We start from the raw sequence: 26976 nt of genomic DNA, 5'->3' as shown, positions 1-26976 counted from the left end.
TTGACCGGTTTCCGGAGGGTGGCTGGTGGGATCAGGGGAACCGTCGGGACGCGATGTCCTGGCACGCTCGGTCAGGGGGCAGGGGCGGCGGCTCGCCCTCGGCTCCACGCTCGGCTGTGTGCACCAGCTCGGGGAGGCACTGGTCCCCGTACTCATCGGTGTCGTCGTCGACCAGGCCGTCGCCGGTCAGGACGCCGGACGCCTGACACTGTGGCTGGCCGTCCTGGCCGTCCTGTACGTGTGTCTGTCGTGGAGCTTCCGGCTCGGCGCGCGCGCCGGGGAACGCGGCGCCGAGGAGGCCGCGCACACCCTGCGGCTGGCGATCGTGCACCGGGTGCTCGATCCGCGCGGCGGCGCCGAGGAGGACCGGCTCTCCGGCGAACTCGCCAACGTGGCCACCGAGGACGCCAAGCGCGTCGGCGCGGTCACCATGGCGCTCATGAGCGGGATCTGGGCGGTCGCCGGCGTCACCGTGAGCGCCGTGGCCCTCCTGCTGACCTCCGTGCCGCTCGGTCTGATCGTGCTCCTTGGCACGCCCGTGCTGCTGTGGCTCGGCCATCTGCTCAGCAAGCCGCTGGAGCGGCGCAGCGAGGCCGAGCAGGACATGGCGGCGGGCGCCGCCGGGGTCGCGGCCGACCTGGTCGCAGGACTGCGGGTGCTCAAGGGGCTCGGCGCGCAGCGGGCGGCCGTCGAGCGCTACCGCCGCACCAGCAGGGTCTCGCTGGCGGCCACCCTGCGCGCGGCCCGCGCCGAGGCGTGGCAGACCGGCCTGGTGCTGGCCCTCACCGGCGGGTTCATCGCACTGATCGCCTGGATCGGCGGCCGGCTGGCGCTCGACGGCTCGCTCACGCTGGGGCAGTTGGTCTCGGCGGTCGGTCTCGCGCTGTTCCTGCTGGGGCCGTTGGAGACGTTCGCCTGGGTCAACACCGAACTGGCGCAGGGCCGCGCCTCCGCCGCCCGGATCGCCGAGGTGCTGGCCGCGGGCCCCGCCGTCGTCGGCGGCGAGGAGCCGGTGCCGGACGTGGTGCACGGCCGGATGCGGCTGCGCTCAGTGCGGTTCGGCGGCCTGGACGGCGTCGACCTCGACCTGCCCGCGGGACGGCTGACCGGGATCGCGGTGACCGATCCGGCGTGCGCCGAGGCCCTGTTGAGCTGTCTGGGCCGGGACGCGGACCCGGAGTCCGGCTCGGTCGAACTGGACGGGGTGCCGCTGACCCGGCTGGATCCGGCGGGCCTGCGGGCCGCGGTGCTGGTCGCCGCGCACGACGCCGCGCTGTTCGAGGGGACCCTCGCCGAGAACGTGAGCCCGGACGGCGGCGACGGCCAGGACCCGCGCACGGACCGGGCGATGGCCGCCGCCGACGCCGACGAGGTCGCCCGTTCGCTGCCTGAGGGGGCCCGCACCGGCGTCGGTGAGGGCGGCCGGTCGCTCTCCGGCGGACAGCGGCAACGCGTCCTCCTCGCACGGGCGTTGCGCGCCGAACCGCCCGTCCTGGTGGTGCACGACCCGACGACCGCGGTGGACGCGGTCACCGAGGCCCGCATCGCCGAGGGCCTGCGGGAGATCCGACGGGGCCGGACGACCGTCGTGGTGACCAACAGCCCGGCGCTGCTCGCCGTCACCGACCGGGTGGTGTTCCTGGACGGCGGCCGGGTCGGCGCCGAGGGCACGCACGCCGAACTCGCCCTGACCCACGAGACCTACCGGACGGCGGTGCTCGCATGACCCGGACCGACCAGGCAGCCGGTCCCGGGCGGGCCCTGCTGCCCACCGCCACGCCCGCCCGCACCCGCGCGGCCGTCCGCGACCTGCTGCGCCCCAGCCGGGGCCTGGCCGCCGCCGGCTTCGGCATGATGGTGCTCGCCACCGCCGTCGGCCTGCTCACCCAGCCCCTGCTCGGCCACATCGTCGACCTGGTCACCCGGCACCGCTCCGCCGACGCCCTGACCCTGCCGGTGCTCGCGCTGGCCGGAGTGGCGGTGGTGCAGGGCGTGACGACCTCGCTGGGCATGTCGCTGGTGTCCCGGCTCGGTGAGACCGCGCTCGCCCGGCTGCGCGAACGGTTCGTGGAGCGCGCCCTGGCGCTGCCGCTGGAGCGGCTGGAGCGGGCCGGATCCGGCGACCTGAACGCGCGGGTCACCCGGGACGTCTCGCGGGTGGCCGACGCGGTCCGCACCGCCCTGCCCGAACTCGCCCGCTCCGCCCTGTCGATCGTCCTGACGCTGGGCGCCCTGGCCCTGCTGGACTGGCGGTTCCTGCTGGCCGCGCTGCTCGCCGTGCCGGTGCAGGCGCACACGGCGCGCTGGTACGTCCGCAATGCGGTCCCACTGTACGCGCAGGAGCGGATCGCCACCGGGGAACAGCAGCAGCAGTTGCTGGACACCATCGGCGGGGCGCGCACGGTACGGGCGTACCGGCTGCAGGACGGGCACGCGCGCCGGGTCGCCGAGCGTTCGCGGGCCGCGGTGGAACTGACCATGCGCGGGGTGCGGCTGGTGCTGCGCTTCTACAGCAGGCTGCACATCGCCGAGTACGTGGGCCTCGCCGCCGTCCTGGTCACCGGGTTCCTGCTGGTGCGGTCCGGGTCCGCCTCGGTCGGCACGGCGACGGCCGCCGCCCTCTACTTCCACAGCCTCTTCGGTCCGGTCAACACCGCGCTGGTGCTGCTCGACGACGCCCAGTCGGCCACGGCGGGCCTGGCGCGGCTGGTCGGTGTGATCGACGAACCGGCGCCCGCGCCCGCCGCCCGGCCCGGCTCCCCCGCGGCCGGCGAACCGTCGGTGACCCTGGCCGGTGTCTCGCACGCCTACGTACCCGGCCGTCCGGTGCTGCACGAGGTCGACCTCCGGGTGCGGGCCGGGGAACGGATCGCGCTGGTCGGCACCACCGGCGCGGGCAAGACGACGCTGGCCAAGCTGGTGTCCGGGCTGCACCGCCCGGCGGCCGGCCGGGTCGACATCGGCGGCGCCGAACCCGACGAGTCCGGCCGGCTGGTGGGACTCGTCACCCAGGAGGTGCACGTCTTCGCCGGACCGCTCGCCGACGACCTGCGCCTGGCCCGCCCGGACGCGAGCGACGAGGAGCTGTGGGACGCGCTGGCCCGGGTGGGCGCCCTCGGCTGGGCCGAGGCCCTGCCGGAGGGGCTGGACACGGTCGTCGGCGACGGCGGCCACCGGCTCACCGCCGACCGCGCCCAGCAACTCGCCCTGGCCCGCCTGCTGCTGGCCGATCCGCCGGTCGTCGTGCTCGACGAGGCGACCGCCGAGGCCGGCAGTTCGGGTGCGCGGGTCCTCGACGAGGCCGCCGAGCAGGCGCTGCGGGGCCGTACGGCGCTGGTGGTGGCCCACCGGCTGAGCCAGGCCGCCGCGGCCGACCGGGTCGTCGTCCTGGACGCCGGCCGGATCGTCGAGGAGGGCACCCACGACGAACTCCTCACCGCACGGGGCCGGTACGCGGCCCTGTGGCAGGCCTGGAGCGGCAGCCGCGCCGCCCGCGGCCATCCCGCCGACACCTCCCGAGCCCCCCACTGACCCAAGCGGCCCCCCGCCGGACCCCGTCGCCCAGAACAGAAGGATCATCCGATGCCCCGCGCCACCAGAGTCACCAGGCTCACCGGCCTGCTCGCCTCCGTACTCCTGCTCACGGCGACGGCGGTCGCCTGCGGTTCCTCCGACTCCGACTCGGCTGCGTCCTCGTCCGGTTCCACGGGGTCGTCCGCGTCGGCGGGCGCCTTTCCGGTGACGATCGCCCACAAGTACGGCAGTACGACCGTCAAGTCCGAGCCCAAGCGGATCGTGACGGTCGGCCTCACCGACCAGGACGCCGTCCTCGCCCTCGGCAAGGTCCCGGTCGGCACCACCGAGTGGGTGGGCGGCTACAAGGGCGCGATCGGCCCGTGGGCCCAGGACAAGCTGGGCGGCGCCGCCGCGCCGACCGTGCTCAAGGACACCGGCACCGGTCCCCAGGTGGAGAAGATCGCCGCGCTCAGGCCGGACCTGATCCTCGCCGTGTACTCGGGGCTGACCAAGGCGCAGTACGAGAGCCTGTCGAAGTTCGCTCCGGTGGTGGCCCAGCCGAAGCAGTACAACGACTACGGCGTGCCGTGGCAGCAGCAGACCGAGGAGATCGGCCAGGCGCTCGGCAAGGCGGCCGAGGCCAGGACGCTGGTCTCGGGCGTCGAGGCCAGGTTCACGGCCGCCAAGAAGGAACATCCCGCGTTCGCGAAGGCCACGGCGGTCATGGCGACCCCCTACGAGGGCGTGTTCGTCTACGGCAGCGAGGACCCGCGCTCCCGGCTCCTGTCCGACCTCGGCTTCGCGCTGCCGAAGGACCTCGACAAGGCGATCGGTGACCAGTTCGGCGCCAACATCAGCAAGGAGCGCTACGACCTGCTCGACCAGGGCGTGGCCGTGTGGATCGTGCCGGACACCACGGCGGCGGTGGCCAAGCTGCACGGCGACCCGATCTACGGCGATCTGAACGTGGTGAAGCAGGGCCGTGAGGTCTTCGTCAAGGAGACGAGTGACTACGGCAACGCGGTGTCCCTGTCGACCGTGCTGAGCATCCCCTACGTCCTGGACCGGCTGGTGCCGCAGCTGGCGGCGGCGGTGGACGGAAAGGCCGCCACGAAGGTCGGGCAGCCGGCGTCGTAGCGGAGGGACGGAAGAGAGGGTGGGCGGATCCGGGACCGGATCCGCCCACCCTCTCTTCCGTGCCGCGGGTCAGGAGCCCTCGACGAGGCTCCTGGGACGCAGGTCCGTCCAGTGGGTCTCGATGTGGTCCAGGCACTCCTGCCGGGCGGCGGGGCCGTGCACGACGGTCCAGCCCGCGGGGACGGCCACGAAGTCGGGCCACAGGCTGTGCTGGCCCTCGTCGTTGACGAGTACGGAGTAGACGCCGTCGGGGTTCTCGAACGGGTTGGTCATGTCAGCGGGTCCTTGCCTCTCGGTCTGTTCGGTGGATGTGGTCAGTTCAGTTCGTCCGCGCGCGCGACCAGCGTCTCCAGCACGCGGAACCAGGTCTCGCCCAGGTCCCGTACCGCCTCCTCGGTAAGGAGTCCGGCCGCGTACGCCCAGTGGGCGCCGAGTTCGGGACCTTCGGGACGGTCCTCGGTGAGGGCGTTGAGGGTGAGGGCGTGCGACATCGGCATGCCCGGTTCGGCGTCGAGGTCGGCGGCGGACTCCTCGGCGGCGTAGGACCAGTCGGCGGCCGCGGGCCGGTCGAAGCGGCCCATGTAGTTGAACTCGATCTGCGGCTCGCCGAGTTCGGCCAGGAGCGGGCCGGTCACGGGGTTGAGGTGCCGCAGCAGGCCGTGCCCGATCCCGGCCGCCGGGAGGCCGGTGAGGTGCTCCCGGATCCGGGCCACCGCCGCGTCCAGCGCGGCCCCGCCCGCGAGGGCGTCGGGTCCGGCCGGGCCCGGGTCGAGCCGTACCGGGACCACGCTGGTGAACCAGCCGACCGTGCGGGACAGGTCGGCGTCGCCCGCGAGTTCCTCCTCGCGGCCGTGGCCCTCCAGGTCGACCAGGACCGGGCCGCCCGCGCCCGGCGCGCCCAGGGTCCGCGCCCGCCAGTCGCCGACGGCCAGCGCGAACGCGGTGAGCAGGACGTCGTTGACGCTCGCCCCGAACGCGGCCGGGGCCCGGCCGAGCAGCGGCCCGGTGATGTGGGCCGGCAGGGTCAGGGAGAGGTAGCGGGTGCTCGCGACGGTGTCCCGCGCGGGGTCGAGCGGGCGGGCCAGGGGCAGTCCGGCGCCGTCGGCGAGGGCGGACGTCCACCACGGCATCTCGTCCTCGGCCGCCGGGTCGACGGCACGGGCGCCGAGCAGCCGCGACCAGCGGCCGAACGACATTTCCACCGGGGCCGGTTCGGGGGTGCGGCCGGAGCGGACGGCCGCCCAGGCGGCGGCCAGGTCGGGCAGCAGCACCCGCCAGGAGACACCGTCGACCACCAGGTGGTGGACGAGGAGCAGCAGCCGGCCGGGCCGACCGGGACCGGCGTCGAACCAGACCGCCCGCACCATCGCCCCGGCGTCGGGGTCCAGGCCTTCGAGGGCCGTGCGCGCGTGGCGGGCGATGGCCTCCCGCAGCGCGGACTCGTCGGCCACGGCGTCGCGTACGTCGACCCGGGTGAGCCAGGTCCGCACGTCGGTGTCCGGCGCGGCCGGCACCCGCAGGACCGGCTCCGGTGCGCGGACGAGCCGGGCGCGCAGCATGTCGTGCCGGGCGGCGAGCGCTCCGAGCACGGTGAGCAGGCCGGGTTCGGTGAGGTCGGCGGGGGTGCGGATCAGGGCCGCCTGGTGGTAGGCGGCGAGCGGGCCGCCGCGGTCGAGCAGGGCCCGCATGATCGGGGTGAGCGGGACGGCGCCGGTGCCGTCGTCGTGGACGGCGTGCCGGTCGGCCAGGTCCAGCGGGACGGCGACGGCGGCGAGGGCCGCGACCGTGCGGTGCTGGAATACCTGGCGGGGCGTGATCCTGAGGCCGCCGGAGCGGGCCCGGGCGACGAGTTGCATGGCGACGATGCTGTCGCCGCCGAAGGCGAAGAAGTCGTCGTCGGCGCCGACGGCCTCGGCGGGCAGGCCGAGGGCGTCCGCGAACAGGTCGCGCAGGGCGTGCTCGGTGTCGTTCCCGGGGGCCCGGCCGCCGCCCGCCGCCGCGAAGTCGGGGGCGGGCAGCGCGGCCCGGTCGAGCTTGCCGTTGGACAGCAGCGGCAGCCGTTCCAGGACGACGACGGCGGCCGGGACCATGTAGTCGGGCAGCCGGGCGGCGGCGTGGGCGCGCAGGGTGGCGCCGTCCGCCTCGCCGGACACCGCGTAGGCGATCAACTGGCGCACGCCCGGACGGTGTTCACGGGTCACCACGACGCTGCGCGCGACCGCCGGGTGGGTGTCGAGCGCGGCCTCGATCTCGGCGAGTTCGACCCGGTAGCCGCGGATCTTCACCTGGTCGTCGGTGCGGCCGGCGAACTCCAGCAGCCCGTCCTCGGTCCAGCGGGCCAGGTCGCCGGTGCGGTACATCCGCTCCCCCGGCATGCCGAAGGGGTCGGCGACGAAGCGTTCGGCGGTGAGTTCCGGTCGGCCGAGGTAGCCGCGGGCCAGGCCCGGCCCCGACAGGTACAGCTCGCCGGTGACGCCCGGCGGGACCGGGCGCAGGGCCGTGTCCAGGACGTAGGCGCGGGAGTGGTGGACGGGGCGTCCGACGACCGGGCGGGCGCTGTCGCGGACCCGGCCGACGAGGGCGTCCACGGTGGCCTCGGTGGGGCCGTAGAGGTTGACGGCCTCGGTGTCCGGGAGGGCGGCCAGCCGCTTCCACAGCGCCTCGGACACGGCCTCGCCGCCGAACCCGGCCAGCGCGAGCGGGCAGTCGCCGTCCGGGCCGATCAGGCCGCTGTCCGCCATCCGGGCGAGCAGGGACGGGGTGACCTCGATGAAGTCGATGCCCTGGTCGCGGACGAAGGCGGCGAGGAGTTCGGGGTCGCGGCGGGTCTCGTCGTCGGCGATGTGCAGGGCGTGCCCGTCGAGGAGCCACAGCTGCGGCTGCCAGGAGGCGTCGAAGGAGAACGACCAGGCGTGTCCGACCCTGAGGTGCCGCCGCCCGGTCCGTTCCTTGGCCGGGTCGTGCAGGTCGTGGCGGTGGCTGTGGAAGAGGTTGGCGATGCCGCGCTGGGTGACGACGACGCCCTTGGGGCGGCCGGTGGAGCCGGAGGTGTAGATGACGTAGGCGGGGTGGTCGGGGCCGGGCGGGGTGGGCTCGGCCTGCGGCAGGCCGTCCGCCGGGGCGTCCAGGAGCAGGACGGGGGTCTCGGTGCCGGGCAGTTCCGCGGCGGTCTCCGCGGTGGCGAGGAGCAGCGTCGGCCGGGCGTCGGCGAGCATCGCGGTCAGCCGGGCCGCGGGCAGGTCGGGGTCGAGGGGCAGGTAGGCGGCGCCCGCCTTCATCACCGCGAGGACGGCGGCGATGTGGCCGGCGGTGCGGGGCAGGGCGAGCGCCACGAGCCGCTCGGGTCCGGCGCCGTGCCCGGCCAGGGTCCGCGCCAGCTCGGTGCTGCGGGCGTCGAGTTCGGCGAAGGTCCAGGTGGTGCGGCCGTCGGTGACGGCGACCGCGTCCGGGGTGGCGGCGGCCTGCGCGGCGAACAGCGCCGGTACGGTGCCGGGCCGTTCGGCGGCCGGGAGCGCGGTGTCGTTCCAGGTCTCCAGGACGGTGTACCGGTCGGCGGAGCCGAGCAGTTCGAGCCGTCCGACGGGGCCGTCCGGGTCGGCGGCCATGCCGGTGAGGAGTCCGGTCAGGGCGTTTGTGATCCGCCGTACGGTGGCCGCCTCGAACAGGTCGGGGCGGAACTCGGCGGTCAGCCGCAGCCGTTCGGCGGGCTCGACGGCCCAGGCCAGCGGATAGTGGGTGGAGTCCGCGTGGTCGTGGACGGTGACCCGCGGGGCGTCCCCGGCCGGCTCGCCGTCCTCGGCCACCGGGTAGGACTCGAACACCACCAGGGTGTCGAAGAGTTCGCCGAGTCCGGCGGCGCGCTGAATGTCGGCGAGGCCCAGGTGCTGGTGGGCGATGAGCCGGGACTGCTCGTCCTGGAGCCGTGCCAGCAGGGCGGCCGTGCTCTCCTCGGGGCGGACCCGGACGCGGACCGGGACGGTGTTGATGAACAGGCCGATCATCGTCTCGGATCCGGCGAGTTCGGGCGAGCGGCCGGCGACGGTGGCGCCGAAGACGACGTCCTCGCGGCCGGTGAGGCGGCCGAGGAGCACGCCCCAGGCGGCCTGCACCAGGGTGTTGAGGGTGACGCCGTGCTGCCGGGCGAACGTCTCCAGTTCCGCGGTGCGTCCGGCGTCCAGCTCCACCGTGTGGGTGTCGGGGAGGGCGGTGGCCCGGTCGGGGTCGGCGGGCGCGAGCCGGGTGGGCTCGGCCAGCCCGGCGAGCGCCTCGGACCAGGCGGCGGCGGAGAGCGCCGGGTCCTTGGCGGCCAGCAGCCGCAGGTGGGCGCGGTAGGGGGCGGCCGGTGCCGGGGTGCGGCCCTCGTAGCGCGCCCAGAGTTCGGCGGCCAGCAGCGGCAGCGACCAGCCGTCGAGGAGCAGGTGCTGGTGCGAGAGGACCAGCCGGTGCCGGTCCGGCCCGACCCGGGCGAGCAGCATCCGCAGCAGCGGCGGCCGTTCGGGGTCGAAGCGGCGGCGTTCCTCTTCGAGTAGCCGGGCCCAGTGGCGCGGTTCCGCGGTGAGGTCGAGCTGCCGCCACGGCAGCACGGCGGTACGCGGTACGACGGCGACGGGGCGTCCGGAGGAAAGGTGCCGGAAACCGCTGCGCAGGTTCTCGTGGGCGTCGAGCACGCCCTGCGCGGCGGCCCGCAGCCGCCCCGCGTCCAGGGGGCCGTCGAGGTCGTAGGAGACCTGGACGGTGTAGACGTCGGGTCCCTCGTCGCCGGAGTCCAGGGCGGTGTGGAAGAGCAGGCCGGCCTGGAGCGGGGAGACGGGCAGGACGTCGGATCCGGCGGGCAGCGCGGCGAGTTCGGCGCGCTCGCTCTCGTCGAGGTCGAGCAGGACGGTCTCGTCCCGGCGTTCGGCGGCGGCCGCGGTGGTGACCGTGGCGAGCCCGGCGGCCGACTTGTGCCGGAACACGTCCCGCGGGCTGAACGCCAGCCCGGCGGCGCGGGCGCGGGCTACCAGTTGCATCGCGACGATGCTGTCGCCGCCGAGGGAGAAGAAGTCGTCGTCGGCGCCGACCCGTTCGAGGCCGAGCACGTCGGCGACGAGCGCGCACAGGGTCTCCTCCAGGGGGGTGCGCGGCCGGACGTCGCCGACCTCGGCGGCGAAGTCCGGCGCGGGCAGCGCCCGGCGGTCCAGCTTGCCGTTCGGGGTGAGCGGGAGGGCGTCGAGGGTGACGACGGCGGCGGGCACCATGTGGTCCGGCAGCGACCGGGCGGCGTGGGCGCGGAGTCCGGCGGGGTCGGTGCCGGGCCGGGCGGGGACCACGTAGGCGACGAGCCGTTCGTCGCGGAGCACGACGGTGGCGTGCGCGACGTCGGGGTGGGCGGTGAGCACGGCCTCGATCTCGCCGGGCTCGATCCGGAAGCCGCGCAGCTTGACCTGGTCGTCGACGCGGCCGAGGTACTCCAGGGCGCCGTCCGCGTTCCAGCGGGCCAGGTCGCCGGTGCGGTACATGCGGGCGCCGGGCTCGGTCGCGTACGGGTCGGCGACGAACCGTTCGGCGGTCAGGCCGGGACGCCCGAGGTAGCCGCGGGCCAGCTGGACGCCCGCCAGGTACAGCTCGCCGGTGACGCCGGGCGGCACCGGGTTCAGGGCGGCGTCCAGGACGTGGGCGCGGGTGTTCCACACCGGGCGGCCGATGGGCACGGTGACCGGGTCGGCGGGCACCTCGTGGGCGGTGACGTCGACGGACGCCTCGGTGGGGCCGTACAGGTTGTGCAGGCGGGTGCCGGGCAGGACCTGGTGGAAACGGGCGGCGAGCGGGACGGGAAGGGCCTCGCCGCTGCACATCACCTGGCGCAGCGCGGTGCGGCCGGCCGCGGTCGGTTCGTCGAGGAAGGCGCGCAGCATCGACGGCACGAAGTGGGCCGTCGTGATCCGCTCGCGCCGGATCAGGCCGGCCATGTAGGCCGGGTCCTGGTGGCCCTCGGGCCGGGCCACGACCAGGGTGGCGCCGGTGATCAGGGGCCAGAAGAACTCCCACACGGACACGTCGAACCCGGCGGGGGTCTTCTGCAGCACCCGGTCGTCCGCGTCCAGGCGGTAGGTGTCCTGCATCCACAGCAGCCGGTTGGCGATGCCCCGGTGCGGGACGGTGACGCCCTTGGGGCGGCCGGTGGAGCCGGAGGTGTAGATGACGTAGGCGGGGTGGCGCGGGTCGTGGGCGGCGGGCAGCGGGGCGTCGGCCGGGTCGGCGGGGCGGCCGTCGGCGTCGACCGCGACGCGGGGCACGGCGGTGCCGGGGAGGGCGACGCCTTCGGTGGTGACCAGGCAGACCGGGCGGGCGTCGGCGAGGGTGTACGCCAGCCGCTCGGCCGGGTGGGCGGTGTCCAGGGGCAGGTAGGCGGCGCCCGCGCGGTGCGCGGCCAGCAGGGTCACCACGAGGGCGAGGGAGCGGGGCAGGGCGACGGCGACCGTGGCCTCGGCGGCGGCGCCGTGCGCGGCGAGGGTGCGGGCCAGCAGTTCGACGCGTGCGTCCAGTTCGGCGTAGGTGAGCGCGGTGTCCTCGAAGACGACCGCGGTGGCCGCGGGGGTGCGTTCGGCCTGGGCGCGGAAGAGTTCGGGGAGGGTGCGGTCGGGGACGTCGTGGCCGGTGTCGTTGAACTCGGTCAGGACCAGGGCGCGTTCGGTCGGGCGCAGCACGTCGAGGGTGCCGACGCGGCGGCCGGGGTCGGCGGCGACCTGTTCGAGGAGCGACTCCAGCCGGGCGGCGAGGGCTTCGGCGGTGGCGGGGTCGAACAGGTCGGCGCTGTACTCGATCCAGCCCTGGATGCCGTCGCCCTCGCCCTGTTCGACGAAGTCGAAGCTGAGGTCGAACTTGGCGCTGTCCTGGCCGACGGTCTCGCGGTGGGCCGTGAGACCGGCCAGGTCGGGGGTTCCTCCTCGGCCCGCGAGGTGGACGACCATCACCTGGAACAGCGGGTGCCGGGCCAGGGAGCGTTCCGGGTTGAGGGCCTCCACCAACCGTTCGAAGGGCAGGTCCTGGTGCTCGTAGGCGGCCAGGTCGGTCTCGCGGACGCGGGCGAGCAGCTCGGCGAAGGTGGGGTCGCCGGACAGGTCGGTGCGCAGGACGAGGGAGTTGACGAAGAAGCCGACGAGGTCTTCCAGCGTCTCGTCGCCGCGCCCGGACACGGGGGCGCCGAGGGGGATGTCGTCGCCCGCGCCGAGCCGGTGCAGCAGCGCCGCCACGGCCGCCTGGGCGACCATGAACATGGTGACGCCGTGGTCGCGGGCGAGGGCGCGCAGCGCGCCTTCCAGGCGGGGCGCGACGGTGAAGCCGACGGTGCCGCCGCGCCCGCTGGACTCGGCGGGACGCGGCCGGTCCGCAGGCAGGTTCAGCTCCGCCGGGAGGCCGGCGAGCGTGTCCGTCCAGTGGGCCAGCAGGTCGGCGCCGGTCGCCTCCAGCAGGTCGCGCTGCCACAGCGTGTAGTCGGCGTAACTGGCGGGCAGCGGGGCCCAGTCGGGTGCGCGGCCCGTGGTGCGGGCGGCGTAGGCGGTGGAGAGGTCGGCGAGCAGCGGGCGGTCGGACCACTCGTCGGTGGCGATGTGGTGCAGCACCAGCAGCAGCACCTGCTCGTGCGGTGAGTCCGTCTCCGACAGCACCGCGCGCAGGGGCAGTTCGCGGGCGAGGTCGAAGGGGCGGGCGGCTTCGGCGGCCAGTGCGCAATGCGGTGCGGTCCCGAGCCGGACGCGGGCCTGTGCCGGGTCCAGCACCTGCTGGTACGGCACCCCGTCCACGGCCGGGAAGACGGTCCGCAGCGGCGCGTGCCGGGCGACGACGTCGTTCAGGGCGGCTTCCAGGGCGGCCCGGTCCAGGGCGCCGGTCAGGCGCCAGGCGGCGGGGATGTTGTACGCCGGGTTGGGGCCCTCGACCTGGTCGAGCAGCCACAGCCGGTGCTGGGCGGAGGACAGCGGCAGCCGTTCGGGGCGTGGCCGCGCGGTGTCCGGCGCGGGGCGGGGCACGGTGTGACCGGTGTCGAGGCGGGCGGCGAGCCGGGCGGGGGTGGGCGCGTCGAAGACCGTGCGCAGCGACACGTCTCCCCCGAGCACGGTACGGACCCGGCCGATCAGTCGCATGGCGATCAGTGAGTGGCCGCCGAGGGCGAAGAAGTCGTCGTCGGGTCCGACCTGTCCGACGCCGAGGACGGCGGCGAACTCCGCGCACAGCAGTTCCTCGCGCGGGGTGCGCGGGAGCCGTCCGCCGGCGGTGGCGGCGGCCGTCGGGTCGGGTGCGGGCAGGGCGGCGGTGTCGAGCTTGCCGTTGACCGTGCGGGGCAGCGCGTCGAGGGCGACGAAGGCGGCGGGCACCATGGGTGCCGGCAGTGCGGCCACGGCGTGGGCGCGCAGGCGTACCGGGTCGGGTGCCTGTCCGCTCGTGCGGTCCGGGACGACGTAGGCGACCAGGCGGGGTGAGCCGGGCGGGTCCTCGCGGACGACGACGGCCGCGGCGGCGACGTCGGGGTGGCCGGCCAGCACGGCCTCGATCTCGCCGGGTTCGATCCGGAAGCCGCGCAGTTTGACCTGGTCGTCGGCGCGGCCGAGGAAGACGAGGGTGCCGTCGGGGCGGCGGCGCGCCAGGTCGCCGGTGCGGTACATGCGCGCGCCGGGCTCGGTCGCGTAGGGGTCGGCGACGAACCGTTCGGCGGTCAGGCCGGGACGCCCGAGGTAGCCGCGGGCCAGGCCCTCGCCGGCCAGGTACAGCTCGCCCGGGACGCCGACGGGGCTCGGCCGCAGCCGCTCGTCCAGGACGTGGGCGCGGATGTTGTCGAGTGGGGCGGCCAGGTCGGCGGCGCGGTCCGTGCCGGGGGCGTGGTGCCAGCCGTAGGCGTCGACGGCGCACTCGGTGGGCCCGTACAGGTCGTGCACGGCGGTGTCCGGCAGGGCGGTCAGCCGCGCCCAGAGGGCGGGCGGGGTGGCCTCGCCGCCGACGGCGAGGACGGCCGGGACCGGGCCGGTGCCGTCGGCCGCGAGGAAGCCGTGGTGGAGCAGTTCGCGCAGATAGGTGGGGGTGAGGTCGACGAAGTCGATGTGCGCGTCGGCGAGCCGGCGCAGCAGGGCAGCGGGGTCGAGCATGGTCGGCTCGTCGACGACGTGCAGTTCGTGCCCGGCGAGCAGCCACAGCAGCGGTTCCCAGGAGCCGTCGAAGCTGAAGGAGGCCGCGTGGACCGCGCGCAGCGCGTCCCGTCCGGTGGCGCGGACGGCGGGTTCGATCAGGTCGCGCAGGTGGGCGGCGTACAGGTTGGCCAGGCCGCGGTGGGTGCCGATGACGCCCTTGGGACGGCCGGTGGAGCCGGAGGTGTAGATGGTGTACGCGGCCTGGAGCGGGTGCGGTGCGGGGGTGGCGGGAGCGGGCCCGGCCACCGGCCACGGCTCGTCGAGCAGCAGGCGCGGTACGGCCGGGCTGTCCGGGAGCCGTGCGCCGAGCGCAAAGGTGCTGAGCACGCAGACCGGTGCCGCGTCGGCGAGCATGAACTCCAGGCGCTCCAGCGGGTGTTCGGGGTCGAGTGGGAGGTAGGCGGCGCCGGCGGCGAGGACGCCGAGGAGTGCGGGCACCATCTCCTTGCGGGGCAGGGCGAGTCCGACGACGGTGCCGGGACCCGCGCCGTGCGCCCGCAGCCGTGCCGCCAGCGCCTGGACGTCGCCGTGGAGCGCGGCGAACGTGGTGCGGCGCGGGGCGTCGCAGGGGCCGGTGACCAGGGCCGTGCGGCCGGGGTGGCGGCGGGCGGTGTCGGCGAGGATCTCGGGGACGGAGCGGGTCTCCACCGGGCGGGCGGTGTCGTTCCAGGCGCCGGTGGCGCCGGCCCGTTCGTCCGGCGTCAGGATGTCCAGGTCCGCGACCGGGGCGTCCGGGGTGCGGGCGGCGTGGCCGAGGAGCAGGACGAGTCGTTCGGCGAGCAGCGCGGCCGTCCTGGGGTCGGCGAGGTCGGTGGCGTACTCCAGCAGGAGGGTGATGCGGCCGGAGACGTCGGACTCGTCGACGAAGGTGAAGTCGAGGTCGAACTTGGCGGTGCCGGTGTCCATGTCGTACCACTCGGCGGGCAGTCCGAGCAGGGTGTCCGGGTCGCCGTCGGGGCGGTGGTGGTAGCCGAGCATGACCTGGAAGAGGGGGTTGCGGCCGGCGGCGCGGGGCGGGTTGACGGCCTCCACGACGCGGTCGAAGGGCACGTCCTGGTGCTCGAAGGCGGCCAGGGACGACTCCCGTACCCGCTGGAGCAGTTGGCGGAAGGTCAGTGGTCCGGCGTCGGTGCCGGACAGGTCGGTGCGCAGGACGAGGGTGTTCACGAAGAAGCCGACCAGGTCGTCCAGCGCGCTGTCGGTGCGGCCCGCGATGGGGGCGCCGAGCGGGATGTCGTCGCCCGCGCCGAGCCGGTGCAGCAGGGCCGCGGTGGCCGCCTGGAGCAGCATGAACATGCTGGTGCCGGTGGCGGTGGCGAGGTCGCGCAGGGCGCGGCCGGTGTCCGCGGGCACGGCACGGCGTACGGTGCCGCCGCGCCCGGAGGGCTCGGCCGGGCGGGTCCGGTCGAGGGGCAGCGCCAGTTCGGCGGGCGCTCCGCGCAGCGCTTCGGTCCAGTAGGCCAGTTGGCGCTCGCCGAGCTGGTCGAGGAGGCGGTCCTGCCACAGGGTGTAGTCGGCGTACTGCACGGGCAGCGGTGCCCGGTCGGCGACCGTGCCGGCCCGGCGGGCCGCGTAGGCGGTGTCGAGGTCGGCGAGGAACGGCCGGTCGGACCACTCGTCGGTGGTGATGTGGTGCAGCACGACGGCCACCACGTGGTCGTCGTCGGCGAGCCGGAACACCTCGCAGCGCAGCGGGAGTTCGGCGGCGAGGTCGAAGGGGCGGCGCTGGGCGGCCTCGATCAGCGCGGGCAGCCCCTCCTCGGAGGCGTCGGTGACGGTGAGCGGCGGGTGCGCCTCGTCGGCCGGGACGATCCGCTGGTAGGGCTCGCCCTCGTACGACGGGAACACCGTGCGCAGCGACTCGTGGCGGCCCGCGACGTCCCCGAGCGCGGCACGCAGGGCCTCGGTGTCGAGACCGCCGCGCACCCTGACGACGAGCGGGAAGTTGTAGGCGACCGTGCTCCCGGTGATCTGCTCGACGAGCAGCAGCCGGCGCTGGGCCGGGGAGAGCGGGATCCGGCCCGGCCGGTCGGTCACCGGGGTGACGGGCGGCCGGGCCGGGCTCGCGGCGCCGACGCGGGCGGCGAGGCGGGCCGGGGTGGGTGCCTCGAAGAGGTCGCGGATGGCGAGTTCGGCGCCCAGTTCGGTACGGGCGCGGCTGACCAGGCGGGTGGCGAGCAGCGAATGTCCGCCGAGGTCGAAGAAGTCGTCCTCGGCGCCGGCCTCCGGCAGTCCCAGCACCTCCGCGAACAGGCGGCACAGCACCTCCTCCCGCGGGGTGCGCGGGCCGCGTCCGCCGCCGAGGGCGACGGCGGGTTCGGCCTCGGGCAGGGCGCGGACGTCGAGCTTGCCGTTGGCGTTCATGGGCAGGCCGTCGACGGTGACGAAGGCGGCCGGGACCATGTATTCGGGCAGTTCGCGGCCGAGGTCCTCGCGCAGCCTGCGGATCAGCGCACCGGTCTCGCGGGCGGAGGTGGGGTCGTTGGTGTGCGGCCCGGTGCCGCCGCCGGGCCGGAACAGGCCTTCGGTGAGCCGGTGTTCGCCCGCGTCGGCCGCGACGAAGACGGCGTCGTAGGTGCCGGCCGGCGCCGACCAGGTGGTCAGGACCCGGTGTCCGGCCGTCGCGCCGAGCGCGTGCAGCGTCTCCGGGTCGATGCCGTCCTCGCGGGTGCGGCCGTCGGGGATGCCGGTGACGCGCAGGGCGGCGGGCCGGCCGTCGCGCGAGCGGCTTCCGAGGTGGCCGGACAGCCGCCCGGCGGCGCCGAGGAGCCGTCCGACGGCGTCGGAGGTCCAGCCGCCGCGGGCGAGTTCGCCCACGGTGTGGGCGGTGGCCCAGGCGACCGTCGGGGCGTCGGTCAGGCGCAGGTCCGGCTCACCGGCGTACAGGACGACGTCGTAGCGGTGCCGGGTCAGTTCGTTGTGGTGCCGGCCGCGCTTGGTGCGCAGGTCGACGCCGTGGCCGAGCGCGGTGAAGAAGTCGGGGTCGACGAGGAGTTCCTTCTCCAGGCGCAGGCCGCGCTCCACGGCCCGCTCGCGTTCGGCCTCGGCCGTGCCCCGGGCCCGCTGGATCTCGGTGTGGAAGGTGCGGGCGAGCCGCAGGTTGCGCACGTCGCCGATGAAGAGGGCGCCGCCGGGCGCGAGCAGCGCCATGGCGCCGTCGATGACGGTGGTGAGGTAGTCGGCGCTCGGGAAGTACTGGATGACGGAGTTGATGACGATGGTGTCGAAGTAGCCGGTGGGCAGTCCGGCGAGGTCGTCGGCGGGACGGCAGCGCAGTTCGACCCTGGCCGCCAGTTCCGGGTCCGTGGCGCGCAGTTCGGCGCCGATCTTCCGGATGACGGGGGCGGCGAAGTCGGTCGCCCAGTAGGCCTCGGTCTCCGGGGCGAGCCGGGACAGCAGCAGGCCGGAGCCGACGCCGATCTCCAGGACGCGGCGCGGGTTCAGGGAGCGGATGCGGGCGAGGGTGGCCTCGCGCCACTCGTGCATCTCCTCGAAGGGGATGGGCCGTCCGTCGTAGGAGCTGTCCCAGCCGTCGTACTGCTCGGTGGAGACGGCGGTGCCGATCTCCTCGTACTCGTCGGAGTAGATCTCCTGCCACTCGCCGACCTGGGCGGCCTCGGCGGCGGTGCGTTCGGCGGTGCCCGCGCCGGAGGGCACGACATAGCCGACGAGGCGCTCGTCGCGGACCACGACGGCGGCCTGGGAGACCAGCGGGTGGCGGCTGAGGGCGGTCTCGATCTCGCCGGGTTCGACGCGGTAGCCGCGGATCTTCACCTGGTCGTCGGTGCGTCCGAGGAAGTCGAGGTTGCCGTCGGGGTTGCGGCGCACCAGGTCGCCGGTGCGGTACATGCGCTCGCCGGGCGCCCCGAACGGGTCGGCGACGAACCGTTCGGCGGTCAGGCCGGGGCGGTCGAGGTAGCCGCGGGCCAGGCCGATGCCGGCGATGTACAGCTCGCCTGGGACGCCGTCGGGGACCGGGCGCAGCCAGGGGTCCAGGAGGTGGGCCCGGGTGCCGCGGATGGGCTTGCCGACGGTGGGCGTGGCGCTGTCCAGGGTGCCGCCGCCGAGGGTGTTGATGGTGTACTCGGTGGGTCCGTACAGGTTGTAGCCGTAGGTGCCCTCGGTGTCGCGCAGCGCCGTCCAGACCGTCTCCGGGACCGCCTCGCCGCCGAGCAGCACGAGCGGCGGCACGTGCCCTTCCAGCAGGCCCTGTTCGATGAGGAGCCGGGCGTAGGTGGGGGTCACGTTGACGACGTCGACGCGGTGCCGGTCGCAGTAGGCGACCAGTGCCTCGGCGTCCCGGCGCAACTCCTCGTCGCACACGTGCACTTCGTGGCCCTCGACGAGCCAGAGCAGTTCCTCCCAGGACATGTCGAAGGCGAAGGACACGGTGTGCGCGATCCGCAGCCGTCGTCCGCCGGCCGCCGCGATGGCCGGTTCGAAGATCTCCTTCTGGTGGTTGAGCTGCATGTTCGTCAGGCCCCGGTAGGGGGTGACGACGCCCTTGGGCCGGCCGGTGGAGCCGGAGGTGTAGATGACGTACGCGGGGTGTTCGAGGCTGAAGCGGCGGTGCACGGGCGTGTCCGGCAGGCTCGCCAGTTCCTCCCGTACGGCCGGGTCGTCGAGCAGCACCCGGGTCGTCTCCCCGTCCAGCGTGGCCGATACGGCCGTGGTGGAGAGCAGCAGCAGCGGGCGGGCGTCGGCGAGGGTCAGGGAGAGCCGGTCGGCGGGGTGGTCGAGTTCCAGCGGCAGGTAGGCGGCGCCCGTGCGCAGCACGGCGAACAGGGCGACGACCATGTCGAGCGAGCGGGGCAGGGCGAGGGCGACGACACGCTCGGGGCCCGCGCCGCGTGCGATCAGCAGCCGTGCCGTGCGGTTCACGGCGGCGTCGAGTTCGGCGTAGGTCAGGGTGTGCGCGCCGAAGACCAGGGCGCGGGCGTCCGGGGTGCGGGCGGCCTGTGCGGCGAGCAGGTCGGCGACGGTGTCCTCGGGGTCCTCGACCCGGCCGGCGGCCCGCTCCTCGCGCAGCGCGGCGTGTTCGGCGGGCAGCAGCGGGTCCAGGGAGCCGACAGGAGCCGTCAGGTCGATGGTGAGGCGGTCCAGGAGCAGGGCGAAGCGGTCCAGGAGGGCCCGCGCGCGGTCCGCGGGGACGAGGTCGGGCCGGTGGGTGAGGGTGACGGCGATCCGGTGGCCGGGGGTGACGACGAGGTTGGCCGGGTAGTGGGTGGCGTCGACGTTGGCGACGGCGGTGGCGCCGTGCCGGGTGCGCAGCCGGGCCAGCCGGTCCTCGGTGTCGTTGTTGCGGAGCACGAACAGGGTGTCGAAGAGCTTGCGGTGCCCGGTCTCGGCCTGGAGCACGCCGAGGCTGAGGTGTTCGTACGGCATCAGGTCCAGCCGCTCGCCCTGGATGCGGCGCAGGAGGCCGAGGACCGGTTCGGCGGGGTCGAACACGATGCGGGCCGGGACCGTGTTGAGGAACAGCCCGATGATGTTCTCGACGTCGTGGACCTCGCTGGGCCGGCCGGCGACGGTCGTGCCGAACACGACGTCGGGGCGGCCGGTGGCGGAGGCGAGGGTGAGGCCCCAGGCCGCGTTGAGCACGGTGTTCAGGGTGAGGCCGTGGACGCGGCCGGTCTCCCGCAGCCGGTCGCCGAGTTCGGCGCTCAGGCGCAGGTCGAGCTGGTCGGGGATGACCGGTTCGAGACCGTCGGCGGCGGTCGGGGCCAGCAGGGTGGGTTCGTCGAGACCGGCCAGCGCGGTGCGCCAGGCGGCGGTGGCGGTGGCGTCGTCCTGCTGGTCCAGCCAGGTCAGGTAGTCCCGGTAACTGCCGGGCGCGGCCAGGTCACGGGCGTCGCCGCCGGTCTCGTACAGCGCGAACAGCTCGTCGAGGAAGAGCCAGGCCGACCAGCCGTCCCACAGGATCAGGTGCCGGCCGACGACGAGCCGGTCGCCGCGTTCGGCGCCGAGGCGGAGCAGGAGCAGCCGGAACAGCGGCGGCGCGGACAGGTCGAACCGGCGGTCGCGCTCGGCGTCGGTCAACTCCTTGATGCGGGCGTCCTGTTCGGCGGCTGGCAGGTGCGCGAGGTCGACCTCCTCCAGCGGGATCCCCGGGTCCTCGACGATGAACTGCACCGGCCGGTCCAGGCCTTCGCTGGTGAATCCGGCGCGCAGGCCGGGGTTGCGGTCCAGGAGGGTGCGGACGGCGGCGCGCAGCCGGGCCGCGTCCAGGCGGGTGGCGAAGTCGAAGGTCTCGTGGACGGTGTAGACGTCCAGGGCGTGCCGGTCGTAGGCCGAGTGGAAGAACAGGCCTTCCTGGAGGGGGGCCAGCGGCCAGACGTCGGCGACGGCGGCCGGGGCGGCGAGGGCGCGGATCCGGGCGTGCTCGGCCTCGGTGAGGGCGAGGGTGGCGGCGGTGGCGGGCGCGGCGGCCGGCGCGGTGCCCGCGGCGGTGGCGAGCGCGGCGGGCGTGCGGTGGGTGAACACGTCCCGCGGGCTGAGGTCCAGGCCGGCGGCGCGGGCGCGGCCGGCGACGCCGATGGAGCTGATGCTGTCGCCGCCGAGCCGGAAGAAGTCGTCGTCAGGGCCGACGTCGGCGATGCCGAGCACGCCCGCGAAGATCTCGGTGAGGCGCCGCTCCAGCGGGCCTGCGGGCTCCCGGCGGACGGCGCGTTCGGCCTCGGGGGCGGGCAGTGCGGCCTGGTCGAGCTTGCCGCTGGGGGTCAGCGGCAGGTCGTCGAGGACGACGTACGCCTCCGGGACCAGCGGTGCGGGCAGGGCGGCGGCGAGCGCGGCACGCACGTCGGCGGGGTCGGCGACGGCACCGGCGGCGGGGACCAGGTAGGCGACCAGCCGCTGGTCGCGGACGACGACGGCGCCCCGCGCCACCGCCGGGTGCCGGGTCAGGGCGGCCTCGATCTCGCCGGGTTCGATCCGGTTGCCGCGCAGCTTGACCTGCCGGTCGGTGCGGCCGAGGTAGTCGAGGGTGCCGTCGGGGCGGCGGCGCACCAGGTCGCCGGTGCGGTACATGCGGGCGCCGGGCTCGGTCGCGTACGGGTCGGCGACGAACCGGTCGGCGGTGAGCGCGGGCCGCCGGTGGTAGCCGCGCGCCAGCTGGACGCCGGTCAGGTACAGCTCGCCGGGCACCCCGTCGGGCACCGGGCGCAGGCAGGTGTCGAGGACGCGCAGGCCGGTGTTCCACACGGGTGTGCCGATGGGCACGGTGGTGCCGGGTGTGCCGTCGACGGCGTGGTGGGTCACGTCGACGGCGGCCTCGGTGGGGCCGTACAGGTTGTGCAGCGGTACGCCGGTCAGCTCCCGCCAGTGGGCGGCGGCCCGTCCCGGCAGCGCCTCACCGCTGCTGAAGACCCGGCGCAGGCTGTCCGCCCACGCGGGATCGGCGGTGACCTCCTCGGAGGCGAGGAACGCCGCCAGCATCGACGGCACGAAGTGCGCCGTCGTCACGTTCTCGGCCCGGATCAGCCGGGCGAGGTAGGCCGGGTCGCGGTGGCCCTCGGGGGCGGCGAGGACGACGGCGGCGCCCTCGTGCAGCGCCCAGAAGAACTCCCAGACGCTGACGTCGAAACCGGCCGGTGTCTTCTGCAGCACCCGGTCGTCGGCGGTGAGCGGGTACGCGCCCTGCATCCAGGCGAGCCGGTTGCCGATGGCCCGGTGGGTGACGACGACGCCCTTGGGGCGGCCGGTGGAGCCGGAGGTGTAGATGAGGTAGGCGGGGTGGTCGGGGGTGAGCGGCCGGGCCGGGGGTGCGTCCGGGAGGTCTTCGGCGTCCTCGACGTGCAGGACGCGCAGGCCGTCGGTGTCCGGCAGCCGTACGGCGTCCCGTGCGGTGGTCACGACGGTGCGGGTGCCGGAGTCGGCGAGCACGTACGCGATCCGGTCCGCCGGGTAGTCGAGGTCGACCGGCAGGTACGCGGCGCCCGACTTCAGCACGCCGAGCAGGGCCACCATCAGCTCGGCGGAGCGGGGCACGGCGACGGCGACGAACTGCTCGGGTCCGGCTCCCGCGGCCCGCAGCCGCCGGGCCAGGGCCTCGGCGCGGGCGTCGAGTTCGGCGTAGGTGAGGGTGGTGTCCGCGAAGACGACGGCGGGGGCGTCGGGGGTGCGGGCGGTCTGTTCGGCGATGGCGGCGGGCAGGGTGCGCGCGGGCACGGCGTGCCGCTCGCCCTCGGAGTGGGTCCGCTCGGCCGGGGTCAGCAGGTCGAGGGCGGCGACCGGACGGCCGGTGTCCTCGGCGAGCGCGTCCAGGACCAGGGTGAGCCGGTCGGCGAGGGTCTGCACGGCGTCGGCGGGGAGCCGGTCGGCGTGGTGCTTGAGGCGCAGGTCGAGCCGGCGGCCGGGCTTGACGACGAGGGCCAGCGGATAGTGCACGGCGTCGTGGAAGGCGTGCCCGGTCAGGCGGACGGTGCCGGTGGGATCGGCCGGGTTCGCGTCGGCGGGGTAGTTCTCGAACACCACGAGGGTGTCGAAGAGTTCGCCGCCGCCCGCGTGTCCCGCCGCCCGCTGGATCTCGGCGAGTCCGAGGTGCTGGTGGTCCAGGAGGGCGCTCTGCTCGCGCTGGAGCCGTTCCAGGACGGCACCGAGGGTGTCGGCGGGGGTCCAGCTCAGCCGGGTGGGCAGGGTGTTGATGAAGAGGCCGACCATCGACTCGATGCCGGGCACGGCGGCGTCGCGGCCGGAGACGGTGGTGCCGAACAGCACGTCCTGCCGGCCGGTGAGGCCGCTCAGCAGCAGGCCCCAGGCGGCCTGTACGACGGTGCCGAGGGTGACGCCGTGCTCGCGGGCGCGGGCGGTGAGGCGGGCGGTGGTGCGCTCCGGCAGCTCGACGCGGATCTGGGCGGGCTCGATCGGGCCGGCCGCCGGGGTCTCGACCAGGCGGGTGGGCTCGTCGATCCCGGCCAGCGCGGCCCGCCAGGCGTCCCGTGCGGCCCGGCGGTCGGCGCGTGCGACGCGGGCCAGGTGGTTGCGGTGCGGGGCGACGTCGGGGAGCGGGGCGGGCTCGGCGCCGTAGAGCGCGAGGAGTTCGCGGTGCAGGACGGGCAGGGACCAGCCGTCCGCGACGATGTGATGGAAGGTCAGCACGAGGCGGCTGCGGTCCGGGCCGAGGCGGACCAGGGCGCAGCGCAGCAGCGGCGGGCGGGCGAGGTCGAAGCGGCGGGCGCGTTCGTCGGCGGCGACGGCCTCGGCGAGGCCCGTGCGGACCGCGGTGTCCTGGGCGGCGAGGTCGACCTCGCGCCAGGGCACGTCGAGGCCGGTGGCGACGATCTGGGCGGGGCGGCCGTCCGGGAGGCGGCGGAAGCAGGCCCGCAGCGGGGCGTGCCGGTCGAGCAGCCGCTGGGCGGCCTGGCGGAGCAGACCGCCGTCGACGGGTCCGGCGAGTTCGAGGACCTGCTGGACCACGTAGGCGTCGTGCTCGGCGCCGTCCACCAGGGCGTGGAAGAAGAAGCCCTCCTGGAGCGGGCCGAGCGGCAGCACCTCGGCGACCGTGAGCGGGTCGCCGCCCTGGAGCGCGGCGAGTTCGTCGTCGGTCGGGTCGGCCCAGGGCAGCTCGGCGGCCGCGTCGCCGTCGGCGGGGGCGGTGCGGGCGACGGTGGCGAGCTGGGCGACCGTGCGGTGCCGGAACACGTCGCGCGGGGTCAGTTCCAGGCCGGATCCGCGGGCCAGGACGAGCAGTTGGATGGCGGTGATGCTGTCACCGCCGAGTGCGAAGAAGTCGTCGTCGACGGTGACCGAGGGCACCCGCAGGGCCCGCGCGTACAGGTCGCACAGCAGGCGTTCGCGCTCGGTGCGCGGGGCGCGGCCCGAGCTGAGCAGGCCGTAGTCGGGTTCCGGCAGGGCGGCCGAGTCGAGCTTGCCGCTGGGGGTGACGGGCAGCCGCTCCAGCGGGACCAGGGCGGCCGGGACCATGTACTCGGGCAGGAACTCGGCGGCGTGCGCGCGCAGTTGTGCCATCAAGGCGGTGACGTTGCGGAACGGCGCCGGGCAGTTGGCGTACGGGTGGTGCTGGGCGGGGCGGTAGAGCGGGCCGGGCGGGGTGTCGCCGCCGAGGGCGAACACCGCGTCGAGGCTGCCGTCCTCCGCGTCCGCGGTCCAGGTCAGGGCCGCGCGGTAGCCGTGCCGGGCGGCGGTGTCGTGGAGGGCCTCGGGGTCGACGCCCGGTCCGCCGGTGCGGCTGCTGTCGTCGAGGGTGCCGAGCGCGGCGAGGTCCGGGGCGAGGCGGGCGTTGGGGATGCCGGTGACCCGCAGCAGGGGCGGGCGGCCGGCGGCGGTGAACCGGGCGGCGAGGGCCTGGGTGGTGCCGAGGGCGGACCAGGGGACCTCGGTCGCGGGAACGGCGGGGTGCCGGGCGGGCGCGGGGCGCAGGACGACGTCGTAGCGGTAGCGGGTCAGCTCGTTGTGGTGGCTGCCGCGCTTGATCCGCACCTCGGCGGTGAAGCCCTCCAGGGCGGCGAAGTAGTCCGGGTCGAGGAGGAGTTCGCCCTCCCAGGCCACGGCCCGGTCGACGGCGGCGCGCAGCGCGTCCTTGTCGTCGGTGCGGGTCCGGCCGGTCTCGACGGCGGCGCTCAGGGTCCGCAGCAGCCGCAGGTTCCGTACGTCGCCGACGAACAGGGCGCCGCCGGGTGCGAGGAGGCGGGCCGCCGAGCGCAGCACGCCGGTGAGGTAGTCGGCGCTCGGGAAGTACTGGACGACGGAGTTGACGACGACCGTGTCGAAGGAGCCCTCCGGCAGGCCGGTCAGCTCGTGTGCGGGCCGGGCCAGCAGGGTGACCTTGCCGGCCAGCTCCGGTACGGCGCCGACCTGGGCGCGCAGGGCGCGTACGGCCTCCTCGGAGAGGTCGGTGCCGACGTACTCCTCGCAGTCGGGGGCGATCCGGGACAGGAGCAGGCCGCTGCCGACGCCGATCTCCAGGACGCGGCGGGGCCGCAGTTCACGGATCCGGCCGACGGTCGCGTCCCGCCACTCGCGCAGGTCGGCGAGCGGGATGGGCAGCCCGTCGTACATGCTGTTCCAGCCCGCGAAGTTCTCCTCGAAACCGTCCGAACCGGCGGCGGAGTAGAGGAGTTCGTGCAGGTCCTTCCAGTCGGACACGGCCTCGTCGGGCTCGGCGGCGGCGTCCAGGGACGGCACGACGTAGGCGGCGAGGCGGCGGTCGCCGGGGCGGTCCTCGCGGACCACCACGGCGGCCTGGTCGACGGCCGGGTGGGCGCGCAGCACCGATTCGATCTCGCCGGGCTCGATGCGGAAGCCGCGGATCTTGACCTGGCTGTCGGCGCGGCCGTGGAACTCCAGCCGCCCGTCGGCCTTCCAGCGGACCAGGTCGCCGGTGCGGTAGAGGCGCTCGCCGGGTGCGCCGAACGGGTCGGCGACGAAACGCTCGGCGGTCAGCGCGGGCCGGCCGAGGTAGCCGCGGGCGAGTCCGGCGCCGCCGAGGTACAACTCCCCCACCACGCCCGCCGGTACCGGCCGCAGCCGGTCGTCGAGCACGTAGGCGCGGGTGCCGGGGTCGGGGACGCCGATGGGCACGATGGTGCCGGCCGGGGTGTCCGGGTCGCACAGGCCGAGCGTGGAGTTGGTGGTGGCCTCGGTGGGCCCGTACGCGTTGAACATCATCCGGCCGCGGGCGAACCGCCCGACCAGTTCCGGCGAGACCCGCTCGGTGCCCGCCAGCAGGGTCGCGGCGGGCGGCAGGCGGACGTCGTCCGGCAGCGCGGCGAGCAGCGCGGGCGGCAGGATCATGAAGGTGATGCCGTGCTCGTTCGCGTAGTCGGCGAGCGGGGCGCCCGGCACCCGGCGGTCCGCGGGCACGACGACCAGCCGGCCGCCGGAGAGCAGGCCGAGGCACAGGTCCCAGAAGGCCACGTCGAAGCTGGGCGAGGCGAACTGCAGGACCCGGCTGTGCGGGCCGATCCCGAACCGTTCGCGCTGGGTGGCGACCAGCTTGGCGACGCCGCCGTGGGAGAGCACCACGCCCTTGGGGCGGCCGGTGGAGCCGGAGGTGTAGATGACGTACGCCGCGTGCGCCACGGTCAGCTCGGCGGCGGCCGCCGGGTCGTGGGCGGGGTGGGCGGCGAGTTCGGCGCGGGTCGCGGGGTCGTCGAGGACCAGCGGGTCCTGGCCCGGCGGCAGGTCGGGGAGCATCTCGGCGGTGGTGACGAGGCACACCGGCCGGGCGTCCTCCAGCATGTAGGCGATGCGGTCGGCGGGGTAGTCGGTGTCGACGGGCAGGTAGGCGGCGCCCGCCTTGAGCACGGCGACCTCGGCGACGATCATGTCGGCCGAGCGCGGGACGGCGAGGGCCACCACCTGTTCGGGACCGGCGCCGCGGGCGACCAGGGCGTGCGCCAGCCGGGCGGCGCGCGTGTCGAGTTCGGCGTAGGTGAGGCGGACGTCCTCGTGGATCAGGGCGATCTCGTCGGGACGGGCGGCGACCTGGTCGGCGAACATCCGCGGCCAGGTGAGCGCGGGCACGTCGTGCGCGGTGTCGTTCCACTCGACGAGGATCCGGTGCCGTTCGTCCGCGCCGAGGAGTTCCAGGGCGGCGACCGGGGCGCCGGCCCAGTCGAGGGCGGCGGTGAGCAGGGTGGCGTAGTGGCCGAGGATCCGGTCGACGGTGGCGGCCTCGAAGAGGGAGGGGTCGTAGTCCGCGTGCACGTGCCCGTCGGACACGGACAGCGCCAGGTCCAGCGGGCCGCCGTCGTCCCAGGGCGCGGCGCCGAAGCCGGTGGCGCACAACAGGGCGCCGCCGCGGCCGGGTTCGGGGGCGAGCAGGCGCAGCAGGCCGGCGGTCGGCAGCCGGTGGGCGGCGGCCTCGGCGCGGGCGGCCGTGACGCGTGCGCGGAGCTGGGCGAAGGAGAGTCCGCCGGTGACCGTCAGGCGCAGCGGCAGCCCGTCGTGGGCGACCGTCAGGTCGGTCGCCCCGGTGCCGCCGTAGCGGTGCAGGAGCGCGACGAAGGCGGCGAGCCGGGTCGCCTCGTCGGCGGTGGTGGCCAGCACGGCCGTACGCCGGGCCGGCCGCGGCCGCTCCTGGGCGCGGGGCCGGTGCGGGAAGTCGTGCGGCAGCGCGGTCTCCGGTGCCGGTGCGGCGAACCTCTGCCGCCAGTAGTCCTCGGTGCTGGTCACGCTCGTCGCCGAGTCCGCGGAAGCCGGAATC

The 26976-nt window shown here is 75.4% G+C and carries 5 protein-coding genes; 3 read left to right on the top strand and 2 right to left on the bottom strand.

Annotated elements, in window-relative coordinates; all coding sequences use genetic code 11:
- The first annotated feature begins 25 nt into the window (after positions 1-25).
- From ACIQOE_RS19465 to ACIQOE_RS19455, 3 genes are read left to right on the top strand one after another with little or no spacing between them, the layout of a single operon-like run.
- Positions 26-1726: an ABC transporter ATP-binding protein gene (locus ACIQOE_RS19465; RefSeq protein ID WP_401412615.1), complete on the top strand. Its 1701-nt coding sequence runs from the start codon at positions 26-28 to the stop codon at positions 1724-1726.
- Positions 1723-3531 (top strand): ABC transporter ATP-binding protein, encoded by a 1809-nt coding sequence (locus ACIQOE_RS19460; RefSeq protein WP_401412613.1) that lies wholly within the window; start codon positions 1723-1725, stop codon positions 3529-3531. Before ACIQOE_RS19465 ends, ACIQOE_RS19460 begins: the two co-directional genes overlap by 4 nt.
- 51 nt (positions 3532-3582) lie before the next feature.
- A complete protein-coding gene (locus ACIQOE_RS19455; protein WP_365571064.1) occupies positions 3583-4653 on the top strand; it encodes an iron-siderophore ABC transporter substrate-binding protein in 1071 nt (356 codons plus the stop codon).
- 69 nt (positions 4654-4722) lie between these two features.
- Here ACIQOE_RS19455 and ACIQOE_RS19450 read toward each other — a convergent pair whose 3' ends face one another.
- Positions 4723-4926, bottom strand: coding sequence for an MbtH family protein (locus ACIQOE_RS19450; RefSeq protein WP_351326950.1), 204 nt, complete (start codon positions 4924-4926; stop codon positions 4723-4725).
- Between the two features lie 41 nt (positions 4927-4967).
- Positions 4968-26945, bottom strand: a complete 21978-nt coding sequence (locus ACIQOE_RS19445) for a non-ribosomal peptide synthase/polyketide synthase (protein ID WP_401412610.1) — start codon at positions 26943-26945, stop codon at positions 4968-4970.
- Positions 26946-26976: the final 31 nt, after the last annotated feature.

This window comes from Streptomyces sp. NPDC091282 (assembly GCF_044757385.1).
Taxonomy (GTDB): domain Bacteria; phylum Actinomycetota; class Actinomycetes; order Streptomycetales; family Streptomycetaceae; genus Streptomyces; species Streptomyces gramineus.
This window is presented reverse-complemented; position numbering and strand designations above follow the sequence as displayed.

What these genes read in the sequence shown, in the direction of transcription:
- ACIQOE_RS19460 (WP_401412613.1), top strand. Translation starts at nt 1,723, where the DNA reads ATGACCCGGACCGACCAGGCAGCCGGTCCCGGGCGGGCCCTGCTGCCC.
- ACIQOE_RS19455 (WP_365571064.1), top strand. Translation starts at nt 3,583, where the DNA reads ATGCCCCGCGCCACCAGAGTCACCAGGCTCACCGGCCTGCTCGCCTCC.
- ACIQOE_RS19450 (WP_351326950.1), bottom strand. Translation starts at nt 4,926, where the DNA reads ATGACCAACCCGTTCGAGAACCCCGACGGCGTCTACTCCGTACTCGTC.